A 22,739-nucleotide genomic window follows, 5' to 3' on the forward strand; every position below is an offset into this window, starting at 1 on the left:
TGAAAAGATCAAACGCATGCAACGCGTGGCCACCCGGTATGACAAAACCGATGTTTCATTCATGGCTTTTGTCCTTCTTGCCATCTGCACTTTATCCCTCAGAAACCAATTTTAAAACACGCCCTAAGAGTTAAGAGTTAAGAGTTAAGCGTTACGGGTTATGACTTATTACATCTCATAACTTCTAACTCATAACCTCCACCCCTCAGCCTCCCTTCACCCAACGCTCCATCCACTTCAGCGTCTTCTCCCACATCTCCGGCAGATACACGTGACCGACGCCGGGGTAGATGCTGTTCTCGAAGCTCGGCTTCGCTTCATCGCCGTGCAGCGCATAGATTTGCTCCACGATCTGCCCGAGGTGCTTCACCCCGTCGATGGGTGAGCCACCATCTTGATCGCCGGTCATGAAGAGCATCGGGCGTGGCGCGGCAAGGGCGATCACGGCCTCGGTGTCGAAGTGTTTGAGCATGCCGGGCACGAAGTAGTAAATGCCGTGCGCTTTGAGCATCCCGGCGCGGATGAGCTCCTCATAGTGCGTCATGCACGCGACGCACACGGCGGCACGCGGACGATCATCCAGCGCCATGATCCACCAGCTCCGCGTGGAGCCCATGCTGATGCCGGTGACGCCGATGCGCTGCGCATCCACCTCCGGACGCGAGCAGAGGTAATCGAGCGCGGTGAGGTCATCCCGAATGATCATGCCCCAGAGCGTGCGGCCGGCCCAGAGGTGGAACTTCGCGGCCGTCATCTCCCCTGCCCCGCCTTTTTGTTGCGGACCATCCGGCCCCTTGCCGTTGCGCTCGCCAAAACACGACGCGTCGATGCCGAGCACAACGTAACCCGCCTCCGCCAGCGCCGGACCTGCGGCCACCGGCGTCGCGTTTGTCTGCAACAGCTCGCTTTTGCCGATGTCATACTGCCCGCCATGCCAGTGACAGTAGAGGATCGCCGGTGCCTTGCTCTGCGGTGTCGCTGACTTCGGCAGAAACAGGTAGCCCTTCACGATTTCGCCCGCGCCATTGTCGAACTGCAGGGTTTCCTGCGTGTAAGAGCCTTTGTCCTCCTTGGCGATGATTTGAAAAGCCGAAACCGGCGGACGCGGCGGCAGATCGCCGAGCAGTTCGTTCAGTTGCGTGCGAATTGCAGCGCGCTGCTTTTGCCACGCGGCCAGATCGGTGGGAACCTTCAGCGGCGGGGCGATTTTGAGATGGGAGAGCCAGTTTTCGGCCTGGGGTTCGGCGGCGTGCATGGAAGTGAGCAGGAGGGTGAGCCCAAGTGCGGTCGTGCGCATGCGCCGGTTTTACCAGAACGCGAATTTGGACGCAACATGGATGCTGGCGCGCCGTTCTCACCGCCCCATGAAACACTCTAGCCTTTTTCTTCTCGCCTTCGGTCTCGCAGTCGCCGTTCAGGCTGATGACAAGCCGCTCCTGGCCATCCCCGGCAAGGTCATTTATGAAAACAACCTCGGCGACGGTGCCACGGCTCCGTGGAAGGCTGCCAAAGGTGAATGGAAGGCCGCTGATGGCGTCTTGCGCGGCTCCGAACTCGAAGCAGACAAGCACGGCGCGGTGCTGCGCCTGCCGAACAAGCTGAAGGATTTCGTCATCGAGTATGAGTTCAAGTTTGCCGGCGCACGAAGCACGAGCCTTTCCATCAACGCCATCAAAGACCACATGGCGCGGATCATGATCACGCCAAAATCCGTCGCCATCCAGAAGGACGACAACGATCATGAAGGCCCGGACAAGGCTGTCGTCTTCGCCCGTTTCCCCACCGAACTTTCGGATGGCTGGCACAAGGTGCGCATCGAGATGGTCGGCGACAATATGCTCGGAAAGGTTGATGACCTCGTCGCCTGGGGGGCGGATGCTTTGTTCCTGCAAGACAAGGCATCCCCCGGCTTCACCGTCGGCGGCCAGTCGGTCGAGTTTCGCAATTTTGCCATGCACGAAGCCACACTGAATCCCGCCTGGGATGAGGTGAAGGCCACCCTGCCGAAGCCGGGCGAGAAAGTCGCTCCCGCCGCCACACCGAAGGGGAAAGGCGCGGCGAAGAAGAAGGCGGCGACGGCGAAATGAGGAATGAAAAGTCCGCAGGCTTCAGACTTGGACATTGATTCGTCATTCGGAATTCTGATTTCGTCATTCTTTGACTCCTTCGTATCACTTCGCTAAAAGAAGCCATGTCCTTCCCCATTCGTTCCCCCCGTGACATGGTCGGTGGCGTTTACGTCTTCGGCCGCATCCTCGACAAGATCCGTGTTTTCGCCAAGGAAGGCAAGCTGCCGGATGGCTACCACCTCGGCTACCTCGCCGGGAGCCGCACCTTCGACGAACGGGTGTGCAAATTCCTCGGCGTGGACTTTAACGCGCTGACGAAACGCACGCTCGAAGGCGGCACGGACGAGGAAATCTTCGAGTGGTGCTGTCAGAACGGTCACCGGCCATCTCCCGAGCAGATTGAAATCTGGAACGGCTTCATGTCGAAACGCGGCTGGCGCGACGCAGCCTCGAAAGGTCTCGTGGAACAGCGTGCGGAAGCCGGTCTGGGGCATCGCGAAGACATCTTGACCTTCTTCGACCTGATGGATGCCGAAGAAGGCCGCGCAGCCTGATCAAAAGCCGCGCGGGGCCATCGAGTAGAGGCCCATCGTGACATCGTAGGCATCCAGCAAGGCCATGCGTTTCAGTTCATGGCCCGCGCCCCAGGAGTCGGTGAATAGAACTTGGTTTTTGGCGAGGTTGTAGCCGATGATCATGCGCATGTGGCCGCCGCGGGTCTGGCGTGAGAGCGGCGGGTCCTCCGGTTTTTCGCCGAGGATGAGGCCCCAGAGCAGCGGGACGCCTTTTTCGACGTTTTCTTTGATGAGGGAAAGGAACTCCTTGTCGGAAACACGGCGCTTGCCGTTGCCGGAGTAATACAGCTCAGGATTGATCAGCGGCTTGAAGGTGACTTTGAACGCGCCGTCGATCTTCGCGAGGCTCTTCTGCATCGTCATCATGTTCGCGCCGCTTTCGGCATCGACGTTGACGAGCTTGGCCATCTCATGCTGGTCGCAGGGAATGCGCATGTATTCGAAAAGGCGCTGGCAGCTCGCCGCCACACAGTAACCCTTCTGGCCCTGATCCACCATCGGCACGCCGGAGATGTAGACATCACCCTCGGGAGTTTTCGTGACGCGCTTGAGCAATTCCATGCGCTGCACGCCCACGGCGAGCTTCCCCATGCTCCAGTCAGCCTGGTTCGGAGCGGCGAGTTTCAAGCGCAGGAACTCGGGCTTCGTCGCCCTGCCAGGCGTGTTGTACTCGTTGTGCTCGAGCAGCGCGATACCCGTGGGGGAGTTCCACATCCAGCTCGTCACCGGCAGCGCGGCATTGGCCGACATGATCTGCCGCTTCGGCGCCACCTTCATCACCTGGCCGAGGTTTTGGCCGATCGTTTTGAACATGCGGTCAAATTCCGCGACCTCGATGTCGCCCGAGTCACCACGATTGTAGAACGAGATCGTGGCACGCGCCGCCTTGCCATTCACAAACTCCAAAACAGCCTCTTCGACCTTCACCGAGCCGCCAAACATCGTCAAATTCGTCTCAACGTTACTGAACATGTGGCGCGAGAACCGGGCGCGATCCTTCGTGCTGCTCACCCACTCAAACTGCGGTGCCTTCTGCTGCTTTTCCTGGTCTTCGAGCTTCAGCACATAGTTTTTCTCAAAGTCCTCCGAAGACCACTTCCACAGCTCGCCGAAGTTCAGCAGCGCGTCGAGATTGGCGGATAGCTCGGGAAGCCTCCGCTCCTGGGCGATGATGGTAGAAACAGCAAGCAGGGCGGCCAAAGGCAAAACAATGTGACGCATGGTAGCTTTTTAACTGGACGCGACCATTGAAGTCAAACCTTTCACCGTGAAAGCCCATGCTCTCATTTTGCTCGTGATTTTCACAAAACAGGCATTCAAAGCAATGATTCCAAGAATGGATGGGATGATTGGCGGCGGTTCCAATTTGGCCTCAACGCTCAACACTGAGTCCGGTCCAACACACCTGCCCTCCGTATTTCGCGCTCACCTAACCCCATTATTCTCATGAGAACCTGCGCCTCCTGCCATCACGCCTCTCCTGACCAAGCATCGTTCTGTCCCGCATGCGGCACGGTTTTCGCGAAACCAGCCGGACCCAAACAGGAGTCCACTTTCCTGAAATGGCTGCGCAAGCTCGGCATCTATCGTTCCGGCGCGACCGCCGCCGTCTATCACAATGCCATCGAGCGTCCGGCAGAGTTCCAGATGGAGGGAGTCTTTGATGCTTCGAAAGACTTGGTGACCAAGGAGGACTTTCAAAAGTCACCACCGCCTTTGCCGGACAAGAGACCGTGAATGCAACCCGCTTGGGCAGCACCTGAACGATCACTTCGTCGCTACCGCCGCAGGAGCGGGAGCCAGAACCTTTTGCAGCGGCTTGGGATACACACCCAGGACAATGATGATGACCGCAAGGACTCCGGCGACAGCTTTAGTGGCGGCTGAGAAGGTCAGCGCGGGAGTGTCGGCACCTTCGGTGGTGTACATCGCGAGGATGGTCTTGAAGTAGTAGTAGAAGCCGGCGGCAGCGGCGATGACTGCGCAGGTCAGGGCACCCCAGTAGCCGTGGTCGGCGAGGCCGAGGAAGACGAAGAGCTTACCGATGAATCCGGCGGTGAGCGGCAGACCAGCGAGCGAGGCGAAGGAGATGGTCATCAACAGCGCAAGCAGCGGATTGCGTTTGGCGAGGCCAGTGAAGTCCTTGATGTCCTCGCCAAGGCCGTTCGCGCGCATGAGACCGAGCCCGAGGAAGCCGAGGACGGTCATGGGCAGGTAGGTGGCAAGGTAGAAGGCGACGATGCCGCCGGAGGAGAGATCAAAACGGGCGCTTTCACGGCAGGCGAGCGCGAGAATGAGATAACCCGCGTGCGAAATGCTCGAATAGGCGAGCAGGCGCTTCACGCTGGTTTGGAACATGGCGGGCAGACTGCCTAGCAGCACAGTAAGAGCACCGGTGACGAGGAGAAGTGTCTGAACTTCCGTGGCGATGATGGAGCCATCTGACAGGAAGGCATCGAGAGTTCGCGTGAGGACAATAAAGCCGGCGGCTTTCGATCCGACGGAGAGGAAGGCGGTGACGGGAGTTGGCGCGCCTTGATAAACATCAGGCACCCACATGTGAAAAGGAGCGGCGGCGACTTTGAAGCCGAGGCCGGCGAGAATCATCGCCGCGCCGAACAAGGCGGCGGTTTTGCTGGTGGCGGGGTTGGCAAGCGCCTTGGCGATGGCATCGAAGCTCATCGAGCCTGTGGCTCCGTAAACCCATGCGATGCCATAGACGAGCACACCGGTGGAGAGAGCGCCGAGGATGAGGTATTTGACGCCTGCTTCGAGGCTGAAGGCGCTTTTGCGGGCAAAGGCGACGAGCACGTAGAAGCTGACGGTGACGAGCTCGAGCGCAACGAAGACGGTGACAAGGTCGCGGGCGGAGGCCATCCACATCATGCCGGCGCAGACGATGAGCGGCAGGCTGAACATCTCGGCGAGTTTTCCATCGAGCGTGAAGCGCGTGAGGTAGGGCGAGCAGACGAGAGTAAGCCAGAGGACAAGCAGCGTGATGACAAGCGCAAAGCCCTTGTAGAAAAACGCGAGCGTGTCGAGCTGATGCCAGGGCTGCATGAAGCCGGGCAGGGTCATCCCGCAGAAAGGCAGAAGCACGAGCGCGAGCGCGGTGCCGGCGATGGCGGTCATGCCTAACGTGGTGCGGGAGATGTCGGGCTTGAAGGCCTCGATCATCAGCAGAACGAGTCCAAGGAGTGCGAGACCGGCTTCGAGAGTGAAAACGCTCATGGCAGTGGGCTTACAGCGCGGATTTCATGAGGTTGAGCAGCAGCCAGGGGCAGCAGCCGGTGACGAGCAGCGTGGTGGCGAGCAGGATGAACGGCACGCGCTGCGAGAAGGCGGGGTCGATCATGAACAGACCGGTGTTGGTGCCGCCATGGAAGATGCCACGGTATGCACGCAACATGTAAACAGCGCTCATCACCACGCCCCAGAGCGCGAGGATGACCGTCCAGTGCAGGTTAGTAAGCGTGCCTTTGAATCCAGCGAAGCTGCCCGCGAAAATCATGAGTTCACCGGCGAAGTTGGTCAGGCCCGGCAGGCCGATGCTAGCGAAGGTGCCAAAGGCGAAGAGGACGGTGAAGGCCGGCGCATGCGAGGCGAGGCCGCCGAGCTTGGCGTATTCGAGCGTGCCGAGCTGGTTGCGCATGCGGCCGCAGAGGCCGAAAAGCAGGGCGATGGACACACCGTGCGCGAACATGAGCAGCACCGCGCCTTTGAGAGCGATCTCGCTTCCTGCGGCGAACGCCAGGAAGATGTAGCCCATGTGCATGACGCTGGAGTTTGCCAGGGTTTCATCGAGACGGCTCGCATGGATGGTGACAAGCCCCATGACGAGGATGTTGCCGAGCAGCATGAGCAGGAGCGCGTTCTGCACCCACACGACCTGCGACCCTTGCGGCAACAGCGGCATGGCGATGCGCAAAAGGCCGTAGAGCCCAAATTTTTTCAGCACACCGGAATGTAGCATCGCCACCGGCGTTGGTGCCGTTGCATAAGCGGGCGCGGCCCAGCTATGAAACGGGAAAAGACTGACGAGCGTTCCGAAACCAAGCAGCAGGACGAAGAAGATCTGCCCCTGCTTTTCGACCGGCAGCGGGGTCAGCTTCGCCTGATTGCGCAGGGCCTCGAGGTCGAAGGTGAGTTTCGCGCCGCCGCTGAACTCGAGCACTGCCCAGGCAAGACCGGCCAGCAACACAAGACTGCCGGCGCCGAGATAAATCGTTGTCTTCCACGCCACGGCTTTTTTCTGCGCCGCATCGGCACGTCCGTGGAGCGCGATCATGAGGAAGGTCGGGATCAGCGCGAGCTCATGGAACGCGTAGATGAAGAAGACATCCGTGGTGAGGAAGGCACCGAGCGCTCCACTGCCGATGAGCAGCGAGGCGATGTAGAAGATGTTCGGCCTGTCCTCGATCTGCCACACAGCAGCCAGCATGACCAGCGCGGTAAGCAACGCGAGGATCAGCGAGACGCCATCCGCGCCGACGGCGAAGCTCATCGCGGGGTTTTCGAGAATAGGACGCGAGTTCGTGAAGGCGAGGCCGCTTTTGCCCGCGTAACGCGTCAACGCGACAAGAACGAGCACGAGATTGATGAACGTCGCCCCGAGGGAGGCGGCACGAGCAGGCGCACCGAACCAGACCGCCAGCGCGGCGATCAACGGGATTGCGATGATGATTTCAAGGATGCTCATTCAGTTGCTCCATCAATGACCCAGGCGGGGCAGCACAAAAACGACGAGATAGACCACGGCAATGACGCCGCCTCCCAGCAGGAAGGTGTAGCCTTGCAGGTGGCCGCCTTGCAGCATTCGGGTCGCGGCTCCGAGGCGAGCGATGATCGCCGCAGGCAGGCGTGCGATGATGCCATCGACAAAAATACGCTCCAAGGCAGTGACGACCCAAGCCAAGCGGTCCTGGCAGACACGGACGATGACTGCGTAGATCTCGTCGAAGTAGAACTTGTTGGCGAAGAGCTTGATGCTGACGGGATCGCTGTCCTTACCGCGGTAAAGACGGATCGCTGCTCCAGCGCCCAGGAGAAGGGCGATGATCGAAGCCACCAGCACTGTGTCATGGCCTTCGACATGCGGCGGCTTCATGGCCTGGAGCGGCGTGGAAAGGATGTCGAAGGCGGAGAAGATCGAAAAGACCGCCAGAACGGCGAGCGGCAGGATCATGACCATCGGCGCCTCGGTGGCATGATGCGCGGAGTCCGAGCGCGGCTTGCCGAGGAAGGCCACAATGAGCAGACGCGTCATGTAAAACGCGGTGAGCGCGGCGGTGGCGGCCCCGGCGTAGAAAAGCACCCTGCAGCCGCTGTCAAAGGCCGCGCCGAGAACGGCTTCCTTGCTCCAAAAGCCGCTCGTGATCCATGGAAAACCCATCAAGGCAGCGGTGCCGATGGCAAAAGTGTAGAAAGTGACGGGCATGTGCTTGCGCAGGCCGCCCATCTTCCAGATGTCCTGCTCGTGATGGCAGGCATAGATCACGGCGCCGGAGCCGAGGAAGAGCATCGCCTTGAAGAAGGCGTGTGTGTAGAGGTGGAACATCGCGGGATGGCCGGGGTCGGCGGCGTGCGCACCTTGGTGCCCGTGCTGCGCGGCCATCGCGACGGCACCTACGGCCATGACCATGTATCCTAGCTGCGAGAGCGTGGAGTAAGCGAGCACGCGCTTGATGTCGTTCTGCTGCGTGGCCATCAGCGCGGCCATCAGCGCGGTGAAACAGCCGATGCCGGCGATGATCTCAGCGGCCAGCGGCGACGCTGTGACGATGAAACTCATGCGCACCATCATGTACACACCGGCGGCGACCATCGTGGCAGCGTGGATGAGGGCGGAAACAGGCGTGGGGCCCTCCATCGCGTCCGGCAGCCACACATGCAGCGGGAACTGGGCGGATTTACCAACAGCGCCCATGAAGATGCACAGCGCCGCGGCGGTGATGAGGCCGGGATGCGCTTTTTGCGCGTCGAAGAGCGCGCCGCCCTGCACAAAGGCGGTTTCGAGATTGTCGAAGGCGACATCTCCATTGTTCAGGCCGAACAGGATCAAAATCCCGATCATGAAACCGAAGTCGCCGATGCGGTTCGTCAGAAACGCCTTCTTGCAGGCCTCGGCGGCGCTGGCCTTCTCATACCAGTGGCCGATGAGCAGGTAGGAGCTTAGACCGACGAGCTCCCAGAAGATGAACATCATGAAAAGGTTCCCGGCAAGCACGATGCCGGTCATCGAGAACATGAACAGCGACAGCGCGCCGAAAAAGCGCGGGCGGGCCTCGTCGTGCTTCATGTAGCCGAGCGAGAAGATGTGCACCAGCATGCCGATGAAGGTGACGATAAACATCATCCCCTGGCTCTGCTTGTCGCTCACGATGTCGATGCCGGCGCGAAGTCCTTCGACATCGATGAACGGCAGGAACATCTTTGTGCCCTCGTTATCCTCCGCCGCCAAAAAGGCGAGGCTGGCGAGGAAGGCGATGATGGAGGAGCCGACGGAGATCAGGACGGCCGCCCCTTTGAGCTGGCGGTGGCCCAGAAGGATGAGGAGCGCCGAGAAAAAGGGCAGCAGGAGCAGGATGCTGGCGTTCATGGCGGCGCGTTATCCTTGGAGTTTGGTGACGGACCCGGCATCGACACTCTGCTTTGAGCGGAAGAGCGCCACGATGATGGCGAGGCCCACGGCCACCTCGGCGGCGGCCACGGTGATGGTGAAGAACACGAGCGACTGCGCGGTGTAGTCCGGAAGTCCGTTGACGAGATGGAAACGCGAGAAGCCGACCAGCGCAAGGTTCGCGGCGCTAAGCATCATTTCCAGGCACATGTAAACAATGAGGATGTTGCGGCGGGCGATCACGCCAGCGAGGCCGAGCGCGAAGAGCATGCCGCTGACGATGAGGTAATGGCTCAGTGAGATCACGACGCGCCTCCTTTCTCACGCTTGCTCAGCACAACGACGCCGATGGTGCCGACGAGCAGCAGCAGGCCGACGACTTGGAGATGGAAACCGTATTGGTCGAAGAGTGTGAAGCCGATGAGCTTCACATCCGGCAGGGTGCCCTCCTGCAGATCCTTCGTGATGGTTGGCAGCGCGGCCTTGCCGAGCTTCGCGGAGGCGTCCGCAAGCGCGAGCGGTGTGTTTTGCGCGTTTTTCGACGCAATCCCTGTGCTGGTGACCACGGCAGCGATCTGGATAGCCAGCAAGACCGCCACCAGAACACCGGAGACAATGGGGGCGATGTTCAGCGACTTGCCTTCCTCCGCCTTGATGTCCAAAAGCATGATGATGAAGAGGAAGAGCACCATCACCGCGCCGGCATAGACAAGAATCTGGATGATGCCGATGAAATAGGCGTCGAGGCTCAGGAACAAGGCCGCGAGGCCGGTGAAGCTGGCCGCGAGGGACAGCGCGCAGGTCACCGGGTTGCGGCCCGTGACCACCAGGAAGCCAAAGCCCAAGGTGATCAATGCGAGCAAGTAAAACAGCAGCGGGGGCATCACTTCAATTCATTCCACTTGTTCACCAGCCCCACGCGCTGGCCGCCGATTTCATAAAGGCGCTTCTTGTTGTGGACCATCTCCTGGCGTGAGAGACCGGTGATGGCGTAGTCTTTGCGCAGGTAGATGGCCTGCTCGGGGCACACTTCCTCGCACATGCCGCAGTAAATGCAGCGGATCATGTCGATGTCGAACTCCTTGGGCCGCTTCTCGACCTTGGCCCACGGATCATCGCTGGGAATTTCTCCGGGGATGATCTTGATGGCCTTCGGCGGGCAGATGAACTCGCAGAGCTGGCAGCTCACACAACGCTCACGGCCATGCTCGTCGGTCACAAGGGCCGGGGCGCCGCGATAGTAATCCGGCAACTGCTCGTCCCACTTCTGCTCCGGGTATTCCATCGTGACCTTTGGCTTTTTACCGGCGATTTGCAGGAAGGTCCGGATGCCGTGACCGACTGTGATTTTGAGCCCTTTTATGAGCGTGGAAATGAACCAGCGTTCATGCCAGGCGAGCTTGGGGCGTTGTACGATGATGGTGGCCATTGCGCGGGAGCCGCAGAGAAAGGGGTGCCGCGATTATTCCGGGGGTCCCGCAGAGCGGCAACCGCTATTTGTGAAAAATTTCACAAGGCGAGGTCCGCCGCCCCCCAAAACCGCTGCAAAAATCTTCACGGCTCGACAGCCCCCTGCCAGAAATCACATTTCGCCTGTTATTTCGCGTCCTTGCTCTCTTTTTTCTTTGGAGCCGCCTTCTTCTTGGCTGGAGCCTTCTTCTTCTCGGTTTCCCCCTCGGGTTTTGCCTCCTCTTTCTTGTCCGGGAAGCCGGCTTTCGCATGCGCGACCATCTCGGCAAAGGTGGTATCGCCGACGCCCTCGACTTTCATCACACCGGTCACATCGGCGAAAGGGCGCGCCTTTTTGATCGCCGCCGCACGCGTCTCGCCGATGCCAGGGATGGCCAGCAGCGCCTTTTCGTCGCCTTCGTTCAGCAGATTGAGAAGTTTCGTGCGCTGGGCGGCGGTGAGCGTTTTGGCGATGGCCTCGACCTTGGCGGAGGCTTTGGTCTCCTCAGCGACAGGTGCCTTCTTGGGAGCGGCTTTCTTTTTGGCGGGCGCGTCAGCAGCATTCACAGCGAAGGCCAGCGCGAGGACGGACAGAAGTGTGATGAATGGTTTCATGGGTTAAGATTAATCAAAAGACGCGGCAAGGGTATTGCGGCGATGCGGGCAAAGGCGAGCACAAAGTGCGCGGGATTCAAACTTTTCTGAAAATGACCGCGCAAAGTCATCGACAAAGCTGCTCGTTCCCTGACAGACTTCACGTTTCGCCAACCATGAAATCCTTTTTTCTCATCGGCGTCCTGCTTGGGCACCTCGTCACTTTCACGTCCGCGCAAACCGCCCCGGCCACGCGCATCTGGACGAGCACGGACGGTCGCAAGATCGAGGCCGCGTTTGTGGCGCTGGAAGGCGACACGGTGAAAATCCGCATGGCGAATGGCAGCAACTTCGATGTGCCGCTTTCACGGCTTTCACTCGAAGACCAAGCCTTTGCCAAAAGCCAGACATCAACACCCGCCACAGCCCCTTCCGGCGCTGCCACCAACTCGCCAGGCACACCGGCCGCCAGCAAGACCTGGCCGCGCACGTTTTCCCTGCCGGACAGGCCGGAAGTGACGGTCGTGAAGGAGGATTCGGCCACGAACGAGTACGTTTACCGCTCGCCGCATTACGAGTTTCAGTGTGATTCCAAACTCGGCGCGAATGTGGTGCGCGAGTTCGGGCGCATCTTTGAATCCACCTGGATGCTGAACTGCATGCTGCCGCACGATTTGAAGCCACAGCCTGAAAAGCTCCGCGAGATTTTCCTGGCCCGCCTGTTCACCAACAAGGACGACTACATGAAGGAAGGCGGCATTGAGGGCTCCGCTGGCATTTACATGAGCGGCAAAAAAGCGCTCATGGTGCCGCTGCAAAGCCTCGGCGTGAAGATGGTCGGGAGCCGTGTTTCACTGGAAAACAACAGTGATGACGACATGGCGACGCTGATCCACGAGATCACCCATCAGATGATGAACCATTGGCTGGGCAAGCTACCGACGTGGTACATCGAAGGCGCCGCCGAATACGTCGAGATGCTGGAATACAAGCGAAACGGCGGCTTCAGCCTCATCGGCCTCCAGCGGCAGTTGAAAGGCTATGCCCAGCGCATGAACTGGGAAGGCGGCGGCAAAAGCTTCACCATGATCGACCTGGAGGAGCTCATGAACATCGACGGCCGGCGCTGGGCCGCGGCTTTGGGCAAAGGCGGCTCCGCCACCGAGAATTATGGGTCCGCCGGTCTGTTGACCTATTACTTCTACCACCTCGACGGCAACGGTGACGCGGCCAACATCATCGCCTACCTGCGTCAGGTCGAAAACGCGAAGACCAACGAGGAGGAGCAGGCCGCCGTCAAAGCCCACCTCCTGCGCGAACGCACCTATGCGCAGCTCGCGGATGAGGTGAAAAAGGCGCTGCGGAAGGAAGGGGTCGACATTTCCTACTTCCCGCCTGGCAAGAACGGCGCTGCCTCCTCCTCAAACTGACCGACCCTCCGCTTCCATTTGCCGCCTGGCCCATGGCTGAACGGATGAGAAATCAAGCCAGCATGAATTCTTATGGCGTTTCTAATTCATCTCGGCTAGAATAATTTCCTCATCAGGAAATGACCAGTTCAGATCGCATCCGCATCTTGATCGTCGAAAACGAGGGCCTCGTCGGCTGCGACATGGCCACGTCTCTCGGCAAGCTAGGTCATTTGGTCGTGGGCATCTGCGCCTCCGGGGAGGAAGCGTTGGAACGCTTTGATGAGCTGCGTCCTGACCTCGTGCTTCTGGATGTTCACCTCGCCGGCCAGCTTGATGGCATCGACACGGCCCGCGAACTCCAACGCCGCAGCCGCGTGGCGATCGTTTATGTCACCGGATGTGCCGACCTGGAGACCGTGGCTCGTGCGCGCCAGACGCATCCGCATGGCTATCTTTTGAAGCCCTTCAATCACGACGAGCTTCGTCTTGCCGTGGAAGTCGCAGCGCAGCGGCATCTGGAGGAAAATGAGCGCCAGCGCCGCGAGCACAGCTACTTCGAAGCCTTCCAAAGCCTCGCGGACGGCGTCATCGCGGCGGATCTCTCCGGTGGAATCGTGTTCATGAATCCCTCCGCCGCCCGTGCCACCGGCTGGAGCGCGCAGGATGCCGTGGGGCGCTCCTTGAACGAAATTTTCCGCATCTACCAAAGCACTGGTGAACCCGCCGAGATGCTCCCGGCCGAAGGTGCCGCCACCACAGAGCGCACTGTCTATCTCACCACCCGCTCCGGCGAACGCGTGCCAGTCCAAGACCGCGCCGCTCCTCTGCGGGACGCGCAGGGACAGCTCAGCGGCGTTATCATCCTTTTCCGCGCCGTTTCCGCCACTCCAGCACCCGCTGTGGATGCAAATCGCAGCTCGGCGCCGCTCGTCGATGTCGTCGAAAGCATCTCCGACCCGCTGCTGGCCCTCGACGCCCGCTGGCGTGTCACCTATGCGAACGCGAGCGCTCTGAAGCTCTTTGACCGCAACTCGCAGGGCATGCTCGGCCTCTCGCTGTGGGACATCCTGCCCGCCGCCACGCGGGAGCAGCACCACGAGGCCTTCGCGCGCGCCATGCTGCACCGTGAGACGGTGAACCGGGAGCTTTACCTCGACGAAAAGCAAATCTGGCTCGAACTGCGCGGCTATCCCTTCGCTGAAGGGCTTCTCCTGCTCGTGCAGGATGTCACCGCGCGCCGCGAGGAGGCTGAGCGCCGGAACCGCATCGACCGCCTCGAATCCCTCGGCCTGCTCGCCCGTGGATTCGCGCACGACTTCAACAACCTGCTCACCGTCCTGCTCGGCAACATCTCCCTCGCTGAGATGCGCCTGCGCAACGCCATCACGCTGCCGGAGCTGCACACCGCGAAGCAGGCCACCCTCCAGGCACAGAATCTCGTCCAGCAGCTCCTCACCTTCGCCCGCGGCGGCGCGCCGATCAAAACACCCGTCCGCCTCGGCGAACTTATTGACGTCTTCTTCACTCATCACACCCGAGCTAACCGTATCGAGTACCGCATCGAAGTGCAGCCCGGGCTGCCGCAGATCGCCATCGACACGGCCCAGGTCCGCCGCCTGCTGAGCAATCTCATCCGCAATGCCGAGCAGGCCCAGCCCGAGGGCGGCGAAATCATCATCCGCTGCTTCGCGCCCGACCATGCCGAGATGTTCCCCGGTGAAATGGTCACGGACACGAACTTCCAGCCCTCCGGCCTCGCCATTGAAGTCGAAGACAAAGGTGAAGGCATTGCCCCGGAGCACCTGCCGCACATCTTCGAGCCGTATTTCAGCACCCGGAAAGCCGACAACGCCACCGGCCTCGGCCTCACCGTCTGCGAATCCATTGCGAAGGCCCACGGCGGCTCCCTCACTGTGCGTTCGGAGCCGGGACGCGGCACCACCGTCCGCTTTTATCTCCCGCTCGACTCCGACGCCGAAGAGGCCGACGCCTTCGGCCTCAGCAAAGTGTTCGATGCCCCGCCAGACGCGGCGGCGGCCACGCCGCGCATCCTCGTCCTCGAAGACGACCCGCTCGTGCGCTCCCTCATCGTGCGCAATCTCACCAGCAACGGCTTTGAAGTCGCCGAGAGTGCCGAGGGCGGTGAAACCGTGCGTCTTTACCAGGACAGCCTGAACCAGGGCCGCTCCTTCGACCTCGTCATCCTCGACCTGAGCATCCCGAACGGCATGGGCGGCGTGCGCACCATGGAAAAACTCCGCGCCATCGACCCCGAGGTCTTCGCCATCGTCTCCAGCGGCTACTCGGACGATCCTGTGATGGCCAATCCCGCGTCCTACGGCTTCGCCGCCGTTTTGCCAAAGCCCTACGAGCCCGCCGACATGCTCCGCCTCGTGCGCAGCATCCTCGCCACCCGCGGCATCCGCCGCGCCTCCTGAACTCGCATGCGCGAACAGGACCTCCTCGACAAGCTGGGTAAAATCGAGCGCCTCTACGCCGGCGCCACCACTCCTGGCGAGAAAGAAGCCGCCGCCGATGCCATCGCTCGCATCAAACGCCGCATTGGTGAAACCGCGAAGGTGGACCGGCCCGTCGAATACAAGTTCACCCTCGTCGATGGCTGGTCGCGGAAGCTCTTCATCGCCCTGCTGCGACGTTATTCGCTCAAACCGTATCGCCGTGCCCGTCAGCGCCGCAACACCGTCATGGTCAAAGTGCCGCGCAGCTTTGTGGAGACGACACTCTGGCCGGAGTTTCTGGAGCTCAGCGAAGTTTTGCAGTCCTACCTCGACGAAGTCACCGAACGCGTCATTGCCCGCGCCATCCACGCGGATGAAGGCGACGAGGAAATTCTCGACGACGACCGGCTGGAGTAGCACCACCCCTGCCTAGTCCACCACCAGCTCCACCGGGCAATGATCGCTGCCATGCACGTCATCGCGGATGGTGCATGATTTCAGCGCGGGACGCAGTTTTTCAGACGCGAGCCAGTAGTCGAGACGCCAGCCGATGTTCTTCGCCCGCGCGTCCGGTGTGCGCTGCGTCCACCAAGTGTAACGGCCTGGATTCGGGTCAAACTGGCGGAAAACATCGAGAAAGCCCGCGTCGAGGTGTTTTGTGAAGCTCGCACGCTCCTCGTCGCTAAAGCCGGGATTCATGCGGTTCGACTTCGGATTCGCCAGATCGATCTCTTGATGCGCGCAATTCAGATCCCCGCACGCGATGACCGGTTTTTTCTTCTCCAGCTTCTTCAAATGCGCGCGGTAGGCGTCGTCCCAGCGCAGCCGGTAGTCCAGACGCGCGAGCTCCGCCTGCGAGTTCGGCGTGTAAACATTCACCACGAAGAAATCCGGGAACTCCGCCGTGATGAGACGGCCCTCGCGGTCATGCTCGTCCACACCGAGGCCAAGCGTTGTCGTTTTGAACGGCACGCGGCTGAGGATCAGCGTGCCCGAGTAGCCTTTCTTCTCAGCGCTGTTCCAGACAGAGCTGTAACCGCCGAACCACGCCAGGTCCACCTGCTCCTGCTGCGCCTTCGTTTCCTGAAGGCAGATCACGTCGGCATCGCACGACGTCATGTATTCGCGCAGGCCTTTGTTCAGTGATGCGCGGATGCCGTTGACGTTCCAGGAGGTGAGCTTCATGCGGGGCGAGTGTTACGCGGAAAGCAGTTTTGATTCAACTGCGCAGAACTTGTGCATCAGACGCCAAGATGCGTGGATCAATGCCCGCGTGTGTGTGCTTTAAATCACGCATGGACCAAAAACCACACTCCCCGAAACGGTGGTTGCTCGCGCTGGGCGTCAGCGCGCTCGCAACCGTGTCATTTTCCACGGCAAACGCAGGAACCGCCGCAGCGCCGAAAAATCCGGTCGTCGATGCCGCCGACTGGAAGGCGAACACCATCGCGCCGGTCACCAATCCGATCTTTTTTGAGGATCCGGTGATCCGCTCCGAAATCCGCCCGATTTTTGTCTATCACACGATCGACAACAATTTCATCACCGGCGGCGGACATGCCACGCTTTACGCGCTCCAGCTCCGCTACGCCCTTACGGACCGCTTCGCTCTCATTGCCACGCAGGACGGTCACTTTGACATCGATTCTCCTGGACTCGATGTGGACGGCTGGATGGACCTCGCCGCGGGTTTCAAATACGCGCTCATCGACGACGCGGCGCACCAGTTCATCCTCACACCGGGCCTCACCTTCCACATCCCCACCGGCGACCGTGAGGTCTTCCAGGGCCGTGGCGGCGGCGAGTTCAATCCGTTCGTCTCCTTCTCGAAAGGCTACGGTGATTTCCACATCACCGGAAATCTCGGCCTGCGCATCCCCGTCACCAGCAACGAGCAGAACCTCATGGCTCATTACAGCCTCATGCTCGACTACTACACCTGCCGCTGGTTCATCCCGTTCGTCAGCGCGAACTTCTGGACCAATCTCAACGACGGTAACAACATCGGTCTGCGCAGCAATGGCTACGATGTCATCAACTTCGGCGCCAACAACGTCAACGGCGTCACACAGGGCACCTTGGGCTTCGGTTTCCGCAGCCGTGTGGTAAGCAATGTCGATCTCGGCTTCGCTTATGAGATCGCCGTCGCCCGCCCCTACGGTCTGACAAACAACCGCCTGACCGTGGACATGTGCATCCGCTTCTGATTTTGGGTTATTGTTGAGTCGGGTGTGAAACGCACGGGGGCGAAAGTCTCCGTGCGTTTCTGTTGCCGGGAAAGCCGGGCACCTTCATCATGGCAGCCCTGACCAACATGAAACGCACCGCCCCCTTCCACGCCGCCGGCGCACTCGCGCTCCTCCTCGCCTTGAGCTCCTGCGGCAAGCAGGAACAGCCTGCGGCGTCAAAGCCTGCCGAAACCGCGCCCGTGGCGGAAAAACCCGCCGCGCCTGCTCCCGCGCCGGCACCGGCGGCCCCCGCAAAAATGGAGGAGCCAAAAATCGCCGCCGAACCTGTCGATCTGAACGGCTTTGGCAGCGACGAGCCGGCAGAGCGCGCCGATGAGCCGACACGCGGCGTCATCATCGTGGAGCCGAAGGACATCAAACACTCCAACCAGCAGCATTGGGACCAGTACGACTGCACCAGCTTCACCGCCAAGCGCTGGGGCCGCTACGAGGTGCGTGTCACCTACACGCTGCGCAACGCGACCATGGGCACGCAGTTCCGCTTCGCCCAGCAGCCGCTGAAAAAGACCCTCATCGCCACCAGCCAGCCGAAACGCGCCGTCTATGGCACGGTTTATATGGAAAAAAACACCATTTATCCCTTCTCGCTTTTCGCCGCGGCCACCGGGACTGAGCCGGGCTTCCAAATCCATCAGGTGGCCTTCGTTCCCGCCCCTGAAGGCCCTGCTCCAGAGCAGGCCGCCGACGGCAGCATCACCCTCGAAGCAGGAAGCGCCACCACCTGGTCTGAAAACATGCGCTACGAGCCGAAACCTGAGAAAAACTGCCTCGGCTTCTGGACCAGCGAAGATGACTTCGCTGAATGGCACTTCGATGTCGTGAAACCCGGCCGCTACAAGGTTACTGTCGTCCACGGCTGCGGTACCGGCAACGAAGGCAGCGAGGTCGCCGTCAAAGTCGCCGGCCAGGAGCTGAAGTTCACCGTGAAGGACACCGGCGGTTTCCAGAAATGGTCGGACGCGCAGGTCGGCGAGATCGAGATCAAGGCCGCCGGCAAGCAGCAGCTTGTCATCGACCCCGTGACGAAGGCCAAGAGCGCCGTGCTTGATGTCCACAAAGTTCTGCTCACGCCCGTGAGTTGAGTTTGCGCAGCGATTCAGAGCTGGAAGCCAGAACCGCGTGGTCGAAACCCTCCGCGCCCTCGTAGAGGGCAAAAATGAGCGCTTCGGAAAGAAGTGTGACGATCACGGCAGGTATTCCAGCCGGTCGGGCACGCTGTTGTTGTTGCTGTCAAATGGCAGCGGGTCGTCGAGGTCGTTTCGTCCGTCCTCGTCGTGATCATTGTCGGCTTGCAGCCAGGAATCGTCCTCATTGAGCCACTCACCCCGTTCACGCAGCATCTTCCAGAGCTGGATGACCGCGTCGGCACGCGTCAGAGGACGATTCGCGACATCCTTGGCATTCAGACCCGGATTTGCCGGCAGTTTCAGCGCCGATGCCCAGCGGTGCAGCGTGCCCCAGTTCGCAGTGTTTTCGGGATTAAAGGTTTTTTCCGACGTCGCGATGCCCCAGTCGCAAATCGACTCGATGGCGGCGCGATCCGCGTCATCCGGGCCGACATCGGTGAAGCGCGGCATCAGGTTCATCGTCCACTGAAGCGCGTTCGCCTGCGCGCGGACGAGGCGTGCGAGCACGCGTGCCAGTTCGCGGCTTCAAAGTGCGGCGCGTCGGCGGGAAGATCCTGCCACGGCCACAACAGCACGCCCGGACCGCCGCAACCGCGCACGAGCTTGAGTTGAATCTCGCGCCAGTGCTTCTGCGAAGCAGCCGCCGCACGCGGCTGAAGGCCATCGCGCAGGCAGACCCACGCCAGCGTGGCGCTCGCCTGGCCGACATGCATCATCTGGCCGTGCAATCGCAGCGCGCTCTGCACCACGCTGCTGACGCCGATGTTCTTCGAGCAGCCGAGCAGTCCGTTGATTTGCACGGGAACGAGGCCGCGCAGCGGAAACATCGCGCGATCGGTATCGGTGTGCCAGCCGCGCGATGGCGTTTGCACATACAGCCACGGACCATTGCGATCTTCGGTGATGAACCGACGGCGCGTGGGATGGAAGTCGATGTTGAACTGAAAACCGAACACGCCATCCGTCACCATAACCTTCGCCCACTTCGGTTCGCGGGTTTCGGCACGAATGTCCTGCTCCCGGAGCATGTAGAGTGCCTCCAGGCGCAGGCCTTCGCGCACATACGGCTTCGGCGGCAGCAGATCCGGGGTGCCAAACTCCGTCGTGAGCTTCATGTAGCGGAACGTCTGCGGAAAATCACCCACACGATCATGCACCGCCGTTTGCAGATGATAAAGCATGCCCAGCGTGTGCTGCTTCGCGTCGTCGAAGATGATCTGCCTCTGCGCCGGCGTGAGATCGACGATGTTTTTCTTCGAAGCGCCCGCTTCCGTCTTCTCCAGCGCATCCACGACGCGCTGTGGCAACTGGCACAGCGGATAATCCTGCACCGGCCAATTCAAAAACGTCGCTTCCGTGCCGGGATCTAGGTTGTTGTGCCAGCGATCCACCAGACGACGATGTGTGTAAACACTCCAGCCCGACATGCTGTAGATCCCCGCGCTCATGTCGCTGTCCACCCACGGTGGTGTTTTGTCGAGCTGGGCAAACGAGCGTGGATCGTAGCTGGCGGGCTTTGGAATGATGCTGCTCTTTCCGGCCTCACGCAGCACGACACACCACGACAGCGGATTCATCTCCTGCTGCCCGGCATCGTCATAAGCCTCCGGTGCGCTCGCCTCGCCGAAGCGCGATTTCAAATCGGCGCCCGCGCCATACTTTGCCCCGCTGAACCGGATCACATCACCCCAGTCGGAGGAATCGAGCGTGAGCTTCGCGCGCACGGTGAGATCAGGCTTGGAGGCCTTTTGAAAAATGACCGCCGACACCGCACCTTTTTCCACCTGCACCTTCACCGGCTGCCAGCCTCGCTCGATGCGCAGCACGCCCGAATCGACATGCGGCCTCACAAGATCCTCGAAAATCCGTGCCGCAGCCGCCGGTTCGATCGTCTCCGTGCCGCAAAACGCATTTCCCGGCGTCGCCATGCCATAGATCTGCGAATTGTGCGCGCGAATGCGTTCGATCACCTCGCTGTAGAGCCCGCTGCGCGGAAAATTCACACGCCGACCATTCACCGAGGTCCATTCATCCGGACAACCGACCCCTTCCGCGCTGAACTGCCCGCCTAGCCACTCGATGTCATTCACCAGCACGATCTTCCTCACTCCAAGCCGCGCCGCCTGAACCGCCGCCGCACAGCCGGATTCATTACCGCCGACAATGAGGAGATCGGCGTCGATGACTTCGCCGCTCGCAGGCACGATGAAGACTGCGAATAGAATGAGGACGATCCGCTTCATGAAGATGATGCTACGATAGCGTCCACCGCTCTTTTGCGGCCATCACACCCCAGCCACCCGCACCGTCGCGTAGCTCTTCTTGCCTTTGCGCAGGATGCAGAGCTTGCCGTCGAGGAAGTTTTCGGCGGTGAGCGTGGGAGCGACACCAGCGGCGACCTGGACGTTGTTGATGTAGAAGCCGCCGCCTTTGAGAAGACGGCCTGCATCACCTTTCGAGGTGGCAAGGCCGAGCGTGACGAGGAGATCGGGCACGGATGGAATGTTCGCGAGATCGACTTCGGTTGTCGGTGCAGACGCTGTGGCTTCGATGAGCGTGTTCACATCTGCGGTGGCGAGATCAGCGCCGCCGAAGAGGGCGTTGGAGGCATCGATGACTTTTTGCAGCTCTTCTTCGCCGTGAACCAGACGCGTGACCTCGGCGGCGAGGCGTTTGTGGCCACTGCGCTGTCCGGGATTGGAGTTGTGCTCGGCCTCGATGGCTTCGATCTCTTCGTGGGACAGCAACGTGAACTGGCGCAGGAAGCGCGGCACGTCGGGGTCTTCGGAGTTCACCCAAAACTGGTAGAAGGCATACGGGCTGGTCTTTTTCGGGTCCATCCAGATGGCACCGGCCTCGGACTTGCCGAATTTTTTACCGGAACTCGTCGTGATCAGCGGGAAGGTGACAACATGCGTGTGCTGGCCGCGCAGTTTGCGCACGAGGTCGATGCCGGCGGTCATGTTTCCCCACTGGTCGCTGCCGCCGATCTGCACGGTGCAGCCGTGGCGCTCGTTGAGCACAACAAAGTCATACGACTGCAGGATCATGTAAGTGAACTCGGTGAACGAGATGCCGCTCTCCAGACGCGCGGCCACGGATTCCTTCGCGATCATCCACGCGATGGTGAAGTGCTTGCCCACGTCTCGCAGCAGCTCGACGGCGCTGAGCTTGCAGATCCAGTCAGCGTTGTTCTCGATGATGGTCTTGTCGGGAATGAGGATGTTCCTGATCTGCACCTCGATGCGCTTCACGAATTCTGCGACGGTCTCGGGTGTGTTCAGTGTGCGCTCGTTGGCCTTGCCGCTCGGGTCGCCGATCAAGCCGGTGCCGCCGCCGACGATAGCGATGGCCTTGTGCCCATGCTCCTGCACACGGCGGAGCGCCATGAGGGGAAGCAGGTTGCCGATGTGCAGGCTGTCCGCGGTCGGGTCAAAGCCGCAATAGAAGGTTTGTTGCGTCTTGAGGGCTTCTTTGAGAGCTTCAAGGTCGCTGCACTGCTTCAGCAGTCCGCGCCATTCGAGGTCGGCGATCAGGTCGGTGGGCATGATGGGGAAAAATGACGAATTCAGAATGAGGAATGACGAATGAAGCCCGAATGAGGAATGAGCGATTGTTTTGATTCGTCCTTCGCCATTCTGGTTTCGTCATTACGCCTTTATGGCGTTGATCCGGCTTCACCGCGCAGGAGCTGCGAGCCGTTGAAGCGCTCGTTGGGTTTGAAGAGCCAGCCCGGACTTTCGTTGTGGATCTCCCAGCGGCGCAGTTCGAACTCAGGCAGCACCATGTTGCTGTTCGGATCAAACACCTTGCGGCCGGTGTAGCGGCCCCAGATGCGGTATTCGGTGTTGTGGTCGTCGCCGTAGGCGTAGCCGCCGTCGCCAGGCTGCTCCGGCAGGCGGTTCGGGATTTTTTGATAGCGCTCGTTCATGATGACGAGCCGAGCCGACTCCCAAGGCTGCCCGGGACTGCGCAAGTAGCCCCAGAAGTGCGTGTGATCGATGAAGAAGCGGCGGCCGATGTAGTAGTCGCCATGCGGTTCCATCGCGATCTGCCGCCGGCGGGCCTCCACCGCCAGGGATTGCTGCGGGGTGAGGCCGGTGGTTTCACAGCCGGTCAAGAACAGGCTGATGAGGCAGGACAGGACGGAAATGACGAGTCGGGCGGACATGGCGGCGCGCATTGT

Annotated in this window: 22 protein-coding genes; 8 read left to right on the forward strand and 14 right to left on the reverse strand. The window is 60.7% G+C overall.

What is annotated here, in order from left to right:
* Window positions 1-205 precede the first annotated feature (205 nt).
* Window positions 206-1,297 (reverse strand): alpha/beta hydrolase family protein, encoded by a 1,092-nt coding sequence (locus tag ACILSE_RS20270; RefSeq protein ID WP_395719261.1) that lies wholly within the window; start codon window positions 1,295-1,297, stop codon window positions 206-208.
* Between the two features lie 67 nt (window positions 1,298-1,364).
* Here ACILSE_RS20270 and ACILSE_RS20275 point away from each other — a divergent pair, with 67 nt between their 5' ends.
* On the forward strand, window positions 1,365-2,087 hold the full coding sequence (locus ACILSE_RS20275; RefSeq protein ID WP_395719262.1) for a hypothetical protein: 723 nt from the start codon (window positions 1,365-1,367) through the stop codon (window positions 2,085-2,087).
* Between the two features lie 104 nt (window positions 2,088-2,191).
* A complete protein-coding gene (locus ACILSE_RS20280; RefSeq protein WP_395719263.1) occupies window positions 2,192-2,623 on the forward strand; it encodes a DUF5069 domain-containing protein in 432 nt (143 codons plus the stop codon).
* Here the strand turns inward: ACILSE_RS20280 and ACILSE_RS20285 are convergent, their stop codons facing one another.
* On the reverse strand, window positions 2,624-3,865 hold the full coding sequence (locus tag ACILSE_RS20285) for a C39 family peptidase (protein WP_395719264.1): 1,242 nt from the start codon (window positions 3,863-3,865) through the stop codon (window positions 2,624-2,626). It abuts the gene before it with no gap.
* Window positions 3,866-4,090: 225 nt separating this feature from the next.
* Between ACILSE_RS20285 and ACILSE_RS20290 the strand changes: the two genes are divergently transcribed.
* Complete coding sequence (locus ACILSE_RS20290) at window positions 4,091-4,381, forward strand: hypothetical protein (protein WP_395719265.1); 291 nt, start codon at window positions 4,091-4,093, stop codon at window positions 4,379-4,381.
* A gap of 30 nt (window positions 4,382-4,411) precedes the next feature.
* Here ACILSE_RS20290 and ACILSE_RS20295 read toward each other — a convergent pair whose 3' ends face one another.
* The 7 genes from ACILSE_RS20295 to ACILSE_RS20325 all read right to left on the reverse strand — a co-directional run bounded on the left by ACILSE_RS20295 (window position 4,412) and on the right by ACILSE_RS20325 (window position 11,327).
* Window positions 4,412-5,875, reverse strand: coding sequence for an NADH-quinone oxidoreductase subunit N (locus ACILSE_RS20295; protein WP_395719266.1), 1,464 nt, complete (start codon window positions 5,873-5,875; stop codon window positions 4,412-4,414).
* A gap of 10 nt (window positions 5,876-5,885) precedes the next feature.
* Entirely contained in the window at window positions 5,886-7,343 is a 1,458-nt protein-coding gene (locus tag ACILSE_RS20300; protein ID WP_395719267.1) for a NuoM family protein, read from the reverse strand.
* 12 nt (window positions 7,344-7,355) lie between these two features.
* Entirely contained in the window at window positions 7,356-9,242 is a 1,887-nt protein-coding gene (gene nuoL / locus ACILSE_RS20305; protein WP_395719268.1) for an NADH-quinone oxidoreductase subunit L, read from the reverse strand.
* Window positions 9,243-9,251: 9 nt separating this feature from the next.
* Window positions 9,252-9,569, reverse strand: a complete 318-nt coding sequence (nuoK, locus tag ACILSE_RS20310) for an NADH-quinone oxidoreductase subunit NuoK (protein WP_395719269.1) — start codon at window positions 9,567-9,569, stop codon at window positions 9,252-9,254.
* Window positions 9,566-10,147, reverse strand: a complete 582-nt coding sequence (locus ACILSE_RS20315; RefSeq protein WP_395719270.1) for an NADH-quinone oxidoreductase subunit J — start codon at window positions 10,145-10,147, stop codon at window positions 9,566-9,568. Before ACILSE_RS20315 ends, nuoK begins: the two co-directional genes overlap by 4 nt.
* A complete protein-coding gene (locus ACILSE_RS20320; RefSeq protein ID WP_395719271.1) occupies window positions 10,147-10,692 on the reverse strand; it encodes a NuoI/complex I 23 kDa subunit family protein in 546 nt (181 codons plus the stop codon). The genes ACILSE_RS20315 and ACILSE_RS20320 overlap by 1 nt, the downstream gene beginning before the upstream one ends.
* A gap of 167 nt (window positions 10,693-10,859) precedes the next feature.
* Window positions 10,860-11,327 (reverse strand): hypothetical protein, encoded by a 468-nt coding sequence (locus ACILSE_RS20325; protein ID WP_395719272.1) that lies wholly within the window; start codon window positions 11,325-11,327, stop codon window positions 10,860-10,862.
* Window positions 11,328-11,482: 155 nt separating this feature from the next.
* Here ACILSE_RS20325 and ACILSE_RS20330 point away from each other — a divergent pair, with 155 nt between their 5' ends.
* The 3 genes from ACILSE_RS20330 to ACILSE_RS20340 all read left to right on the forward strand — a co-directional run bounded on the left by ACILSE_RS20330 (window position 11,483) and on the right by ACILSE_RS20340 (window position 15,594).
* Window positions 11,483-12,736: an SHD1 domain-containing protein gene (locus tag ACILSE_RS20330; RefSeq protein WP_395719273.1), complete on the forward strand. Its 1,254-nt coding sequence runs from the start codon at window positions 11,483-11,485 to the stop codon at window positions 12,734-12,736.
* 119 nt (window positions 12,737-12,855) lie between these two features.
* Window positions 12,856-15,156 carry a response regulator gene (locus ACILSE_RS20335; protein ID WP_395719274.1) on the forward strand — a complete coding sequence of 767 codons (2,301 nt, stop codon included), beginning with the start codon at window positions 12,856-12,858 and terminating at the stop codon, window positions 15,154-15,156.
* A gap of 6 nt (window positions 15,157-15,162) precedes the next feature.
* Entirely contained in the window at window positions 15,163-15,594 is a 432-nt protein-coding gene (locus tag ACILSE_RS20340) for a hypothetical protein (RefSeq protein WP_395719275.1), read from the forward strand.
* Between the two features lie 12 nt (window positions 15,595-15,606).
* Here the strand turns inward: ACILSE_RS20340 and ACILSE_RS20345 are convergent, their stop codons facing one another.
* Entirely contained in the window at window positions 15,607-16,362 is a 756-nt protein-coding gene (locus ACILSE_RS20345) for an exodeoxyribonuclease III (RefSeq protein WP_395719276.1), read from the reverse strand.
* Between the two features lie 110 nt (window positions 16,363-16,472).
* Here ACILSE_RS20345 and ACILSE_RS20350 point away from each other — a divergent pair, with 110 nt between their 5' ends.
* Window positions 16,473-17,384, forward strand: a complete 912-nt coding sequence (locus tag ACILSE_RS20350) for a hypothetical protein (RefSeq protein WP_395719277.1) — start codon at window positions 16,473-16,475, stop codon at window positions 17,382-17,384.
* An 89-nt stretch (window positions 17,385-17,473) separates the two neighbouring features.
* Window positions 17,474-18,508: a DUF5077 domain-containing protein gene (locus ACILSE_RS20355; RefSeq protein ID WP_395719278.1), complete on the forward strand. Its 1,035-nt coding sequence runs from the start codon at window positions 17,474-17,476 to the stop codon at window positions 18,506-18,508.
* A 102-nt stretch (window positions 18,509-18,610) separates the two neighbouring features.
* Here ACILSE_RS20355 and ACILSE_RS20360 read toward each other — a convergent pair whose 3' ends face one another.
* The 4 genes from ACILSE_RS20360 to ACILSE_RS20375 all read right to left on the reverse strand — a co-directional run bounded on the left by ACILSE_RS20360 (window position 18,611) and on the right by ACILSE_RS20375 (window position 22,724).
* Window positions 18,611-19,060: a hypothetical protein gene (locus ACILSE_RS20360; protein ID WP_395719279.1), complete on the reverse strand. Its 450-nt coding sequence runs from the start codon at window positions 19,058-19,060 to the stop codon at window positions 18,611-18,613.
* On the reverse strand, window positions 19,009-20,796 hold the full coding sequence (locus ACILSE_RS20365) for an FAD-dependent oxidoreductase (RefSeq protein ID WP_395719280.1): 1,788 nt from the start codon (window positions 20,794-20,796) through the stop codon (window positions 19,009-19,011). The genes ACILSE_RS20360 and ACILSE_RS20365 overlap by 52 nt, the downstream gene beginning before the upstream one ends.
* 42 nt (window positions 20,797-20,838) lie before the next feature.
* Entirely contained in the window at window positions 20,839-22,101 is a 1,263-nt protein-coding gene (gene tyrS, locus ACILSE_RS20370; RefSeq protein ID WP_395719281.1) for a tyrosine--tRNA ligase, read from the reverse strand.
* Between the two features lie 110 nt (window positions 22,102-22,211).
* The gene (locus ACILSE_RS20375) at window positions 22,212-22,724 is read right to left on the reverse strand and encodes a hypothetical protein (protein ID WP_395719282.1); all 513 of its coding nucleotides are present in this window, start codon (window positions 22,722-22,724) and stop codon (window positions 22,212-22,214) included.
* Window positions 22,725-22,739 lie beyond the last annotated feature (15 nt).

Source organism: Prosthecobacter sp. (genome assembly GCF_044236155.1).
Classification (GTDB): domain Bacteria; phylum Verrucomicrobiota; class Verrucomicrobiia; order Verrucomicrobiales; family Verrucomicrobiaceae; genus Prosthecobacter.